The 2,636-nt window shown below is 64.6% G+C and carries 2 protein-coding genes and 1 pseudogene; all 3 read right to left on the bottom strand.

The features are described from left to right. On the bottom strand, nt 1-1,144 hold a 1,144-nt coding region (locus tag CSQ99_RS30480; RefSeq protein ID WP_245909168.1), incomplete at its 3' end, for an IS256 family transposase. 73 nt (nt 1,145-1,217) lie between these two features. Next, nucleotides 1,218-2,081, bottom strand: coding sequence for an NAD(P)/FAD-dependent oxidoreductase (locus CSQ99_RS30475; RefSeq protein WP_099042689.1), 864 nt, complete (start codon nt 2,079-2,081; stop codon nt 1,218-1,220). After that, nucleotides 2,078-2,209, bottom strand: a pseudogene (locus CSQ99_RS31640) (DNA starvation/stationary phase protection protein); the annotation flags it as partial. The gene CSQ99_RS30475 and the pseudogene CSQ99_RS31640, both read right to left, overlap by 4 nt. Nucleotides 2,210-2,636 lie beyond the last annotated feature (427 nt).

Genomic DNA, 2,636 nt, shown 5'->3' with positions numbered 1-2,636 from the left:
AAGCACATCGACCCTCCAGGATCTGCTTCATGGACGGCTGGAGATAACCACATCCAGAACGCAGAACCGACCACTCTGAGCCTTCGTGGTCCACATAAAAGACACTCACCGCAGCACTACAGATAACCTGGGGATTGTTCGACCAGATCTGACGCCAAATCTGCTTGGGGAAGTTAGTGAAGGCGAGCAAATCCGGGCGAGCGGATTCCAGGTGGTCGGCGACCTTGGGGAGCTTATCGGCGAGAGCATCGATGATCCGATCATATTGCGCTGCAACCGATTCCTTGTCAGGCTGGTCGAACACCGAATGCAGCAGGGTGCGTACCCACGGCCACGACGCTTTCGGGGTGATCGCCATCAGGTTGGTCGTGTAGTGGGTGCGGCAGCGCTGCCAGGCCGCGCCGGGCAGCGTGGCGCCGATCGCGGCCACCAGGCCCGCGTGGGCATCGGAGGTGACGAGCTTGACCCCGGACAGGCCGCGGGCGGTCAGCGACCGCCAGAACGTCAACCAGCCCGCCCCGTCCTCGGCGGTGCTGACGTCGATGCCCAGGATCTCGCGGTAGCCCTCGGCGTTGACGCCGGTTGCGATCAGCGCGTGCACGTTGACCACCCGGCCGCCCTCGCGGACTTTGAGGACCAGGGCATCTGCAGCGACGAACGTGTACGGGCCGGCATCCAGGGGGCGGGTCCGAAAGGACTCGACGGCGGTGTCGAGTTCCTTGGCCATCACCGATACCTGCGACTTCGACAAGCTGGTGATGCCCAGGGTCTCCACCAGCTTGTCCATCCGCCGTGTCGAGACCCCGAGCAGGTAGCAGGTCGCCACCACGGTGGTCAGGGCTCGCTCGGCGCGCTTGCGGCGCTCCAGCAGCCATTCCGGGAAGTACGAGCCGTGGCGCAACTTGGGGATCGCCAGATCCAATGTGCCTGCCCGAGTGTCGAACTCGCGGTGACGATACCCATTGCGGGAATTCGTCTGGTCGGAGCTGCGCTGGCCGTAGCCCGCACCGCACAGGGCGTCGGCTTCAGCACCCATCAGCGTGTGGATGAAGGTGGCCAGCAGCTCGCGCAGCACATCGGGATGGCAGCTGGTGAGTCGTTCGGCCAACACGGCGGGCAGGTCGATATCGTGGGCAGTGGTCATCGCGTTGATTCCTTTGCTCGAGTGACTTTGGACGGTCCCTCGAAGAATCACGCGATGACCTTCAATCACTCGGCTACGACACGCCGGTACCGCCGATCAGGTCCGACTCGTACACCACTCTGCTGGACGCAACCACAAAGCTGCCGTCATCGCGCAGGCCTAGGGTCTCACTGAGCCCTACCGCGTACTGCCGGTTGCCGGGCATCGCCGCAGCGTAAATGCCGGTCTCACCGAACTCGCCGCTGCTGTCCTGCAGGCATGCGAGGCGCTCAAACCGCTCGCGCACATCGAAGGTCACCCGCACGTGCGCTGCCGAGCGCACCGGAAGCGATATCCCCACCCCGCGTGCCAGCCGCGCGGTGCCCTGGCCCGCGCACACCACCACGCCTGCGTGTTCGACCCGGTCGCCGCCGGTCTGGACCTCGATGGTGCCCCGCCCGGTGGGCGCTACCGATAGCACCTCGTCAGCCACCAGAGCGTCCCCGATCGAGCCGACGAGCCCATCGATCGCGGCCCGAGTTCGGATCGCTCCACCCGCCTCATCGAGCATCGCCGGGCCGTCGTAGTCGGCTAACAGCGGCATCCGCTGCTCCAGTTCGTCCGGCTCGATGCGACGTGCGCGCACCCCACCGACCCGCTCCAGGGTCGCCAGCCGTTTCTCAACGCTGGCACCGATCGCGACCACGCCGTCAGCAGAGATCAGCTCTCTGCCCAGCCGCTGCGCCCACTGGTCCCAGATAGCACGGCTGTCCCGGGCGAACGCCACCAGCCGGGAGTCGTCGTGGGCATGGCGAAAAATCCGGGCTTCACCGCCGGACTGGGCATTGCCCGGCAACCCCCGTTCGTACACCCGGACCGACTCGCCCGCGCTTAGCAATGCGTAGGCGGTCGACAGTCCGACGATGCCCGCGCCGATGACACCGATGTCCGCGTTCATGGTTTTACCTCCGCCTGCCACATCCAGTACAGCTGCTCGAGGCGCGCCGTGACGGCGATGAGCAACTCGTGAGTCACCCAATCCGCTTCCGCGATCACGGTGATGCGCTCGCGCAGTCGGTCGATAACCCGCCGCCAGATTCTCGGATTGACGATGAATTTGCGGTAAGCCTGTCGACGCCGGGCGCTCCACAACGGCACTGCCGATTTTTTCCAGAGGGGCGATGGCGCCTGCCTTTAAGCATAGCTCCACGGTCGGCGCCACGGTACTGTAAGAGCAATTGTGTTGCACCCCAACAGTTCACGCTCGATTTCTAGACAAGCGGCCCTCTCCGACTCGAAAGTCCCTTCCGGCGGTAACCAAGCCGCGCATGTCCGACTGACACGCGTCGAACACGCTCGACGCCACCACCAACATCCATGGTCAGTACAGCTGATATGTAGGCATCGTTTGTCAATAGGCAGGTGAAAGCCGCCCCGGTTTTGATGCCGGGGCGGCTTTCGTTTGATCGGAGTCAGTCGGTGCCGCGGCGGTCGTTGGTCAACGACGATGGTG

The organism is Mycobacterium neglectum (assembly GCF_002591975.1).
Classification (GTDB): domain Bacteria; phylum Actinomycetota; class Actinomycetes; order Mycobacteriales; family Mycobacteriaceae; genus Mycobacterium; species Mycobacterium neglectum.
Note: the sequence above shows the minus strand (reverse complement) of the source record. Positions and strands in the feature narration are given on the sequence as shown.

Coding starts and splice junctions, on each gene's coding strand:
- CSQ99_RS30475 (WP_099042689.1), bottom strand. CDS start 2,081: ATGAACGCGGACATCGGTGTCATCGGCGCGGGCATCGTCGGACTGTCG.